Annotated in this window: 2 protein-coding genes; both read right to left on the minus strand. The window is 45.7% G+C overall.

Annotated elements, in window-relative coordinates:
- Positions 1-210 precede the first annotated feature (210 nt).
- On the minus strand, positions 211-1,086 hold the full coding sequence (locus tag AC805_RS14495) for an S-methyl-5'-thioadenosine phosphorylase (RefSeq protein ID WP_055076078.1): 876 nt from the start codon (positions 1,084-1,086) through the stop codon (positions 211-213).
- Positions 1,087-1,195: 109 nt separating this feature from the next.
- Positions 1,196-2,134: an Hsp33 family molecular chaperone HslO gene (hslO, locus tag AC805_RS14500; RefSeq protein ID WP_055076079.1), complete on the minus strand. Its 939-nt coding sequence runs from the start codon at positions 2,132-2,134 to the stop codon at positions 1,196-1,198.
- Between the last annotated feature and the right edge of the window lie 179 nt (positions 2,135-2,313).

The raw sequence follows: 2,313 nt of genomic DNA on the forward strand, positions 1-2,313 counted from the left end.
GTCCTCATTCAATTGACTGTAGCTGTAAGAAATGGCTACGCCATTTCTTAACTTGAAAACCCTTACTAATGTGAGTTCAGGATGATTTGAAACGGGCTTTGAGAAAGGGTTTGCTACGCAAACCCTTTCTCAAAGCTCAACAGTAAAAGCCTTGCGTAGCAAGGCTTTTACTGTTAAGCTTTGGGAAGGGAGTAGGCTGAGCCCAGAGGTTTAAAGATATTTTTGTAAAATTACTTTGAGGCGATCGCGGCTTACTCCTGATATCTGGCTCAAATCAGTCAAGATCGAAGTCTTAAGCGCAGTATGAGCTTCAGATTTTGGTGGGTTGGCGGCAATTTTGGCGACAGCATTCTGAATTACCTGTTGCGCATTGACGGCATTCTTATGTAAATTTTGGATGATCATATCTACCGTTACGCTTTCATGATCGTCATGCCAACAATCATAATCGGTGACTAAGGCGATCGTGGCATAGGCAATTTCCGCTTCACGAGCGAGTTTTGCTTCGGTGAGATTTGTCATGCCAATTACCTTTGCCCCCCAACTACGGTAGAGCAAGGATTCCGCCTTGGTCGAGAAAGCAGGACCTTCCATGCAGAGATAAATCCCTCCTTTATGGACTTTGTTTCGTCCCAAATCAACCCCTTCCGCCGCCGAGGCAATAACCGATAGCAATGATTTGCAAATTGGTTCGCCAAAGGCAACGTGAGCGACAATACCCTCGCCAAAGAAGGTGGAGGTACGGCTGGTGGTGCGATCGATAAATTGATCGGGCAACACAATATCAAGGGGGCGGGCGTATTCCTGCAAAGAACCTACTGCCGAGGCGGAAATGATATATTCCACGCCCAGACTTTTAAGCGCATAGATATTAGCGCGATAGGGGACTTCCGATGGCAGTAAATGGTGCGATCGCCCATGTCTGGCAAGAAATAGTACGGGTGTTCCAGATAATTTGCCGTAGATAAAGGCATCTGACGTTTTGCCAAAGGGGGTATCTATGTTAATTTCCTGAATATCGCTCAGGGCAGACATTTTGTAGAGTCCACTGCCACCAATGATGCCGATTTGTGCGTTAAATGTCATAGTTTTTAGAAATTAGGCTGATCGATCAAGAAGCGAATAGAAGTGAAGTTACCATAAAGCCCAATCGAGAAGAAGATTTGACTGGGAAGACTTGTTTGCGGTTAGGCAGTTAAGCTTTTGTCTCAACTAGTAAATCTGCCAGTAACTTATTCAGCTGCTCCGTAGTAGCATGATAAACCTCCCCACAGAAATGACAAGTTGCTTCAGCGCCAAGATCTTCAGCAATCATCGATCGCAGGTCTTCCTCTCCAAACATTTTCATCGCCGCTAACATGCGATCGAGGGTGCAGGGACAGTGAAACCTCACATCTTTGCTCATCGGTAAGATATCTAAATGCATATCAGCAAATAATTCGGTCATCACATCTTCGATCGTTTTATCTTGGAGCAATAGATGGATGAAATTTTGAGTATTACTTTTGGCTTCTAGTTGAATGAGTAATTCTTCTTGGGAACGATTTGTCGTTTTCGCAATCCGAAGTGTTGCCACAGGCATAATCTGTAGTAGTAACCCTGCCGCTACCTGCACGGGAGCATCACTATTCTCTGGATTGATGACTTCCGTCAGAATGAGCTTAGAAAAGGTTTGCTCCGAAGAAGCTAAGTACCAAGCAACGTCATTGGCAATATCACCAGCAATTAGTTCGACGGTGCTGCTATAGGGTTCGCCATAGCCCACGTCGCGCATAACTTTAAAGAAACCTGTATGCCCTACCCCTTGACTGACATTTTGTTGCCCATCAGCTAGAGGTGGTAATTTAAATTGAGGATTGGCGACAAAGCCACGTATAGTGCCATCGAATCCAGCATCAGCATAGATCAACCCAAGTCCACCATCACCAGCGACTCTAACATTTACTCTGGCTCTTTCTTTCTTCATATTTGAGGCAAGTAGCAGGCTCGCGCTCATTGCGCGACCGAGAGCGGCGATGGCTAATGGTGATAAATGATGGCGGCGATAGGCATTATTCAGGGATTGGGTAATATTCACGCCAATGACACGGACTCTGCCGTCGGCGGTGAGGGCGCGAACTAAACGATCGTTCATGGACTTTCTCTAGCGGGTTTATATTCAATAGAGCGATGCAGATCTTACCTGCATCGCTCTATGTTAACTTGAGTTCAACCGTCAATAATCGTCCAGAAATTTTATATAGCTACCGCCAACTGTATCAGGGCATAAACCCAAGATCGTGTTGCCGCGCTCTGCGCGGCAACACGATCTTG

Source organism: Pseudanabaena sp. 'Roaring Creek', assembly GCF_001402795.1.
Taxonomy (GTDB): Bacteria; Cyanobacteriota; Cyanobacteriia; order Pseudanabaenales; family Pseudanabaenaceae; genus Pseudanabaena.

What these genes read in the sequence shown, in the direction of transcription:
- AC805_RS14495 (WP_055076078.1), bottom strand. Translation starts at nt 1,086, where the DNA reads ATGACATTTAACGCACAAATCGGCATCATTGGTGGCAGTGGACTCTAC.
- hslO (WP_055076079.1), bottom strand. Translation starts at nt 2,134, where the DNA reads ATGAACGATCGTTTAGTTCGCGCCCTCACCGCCGACGGCAGAGTCCGT.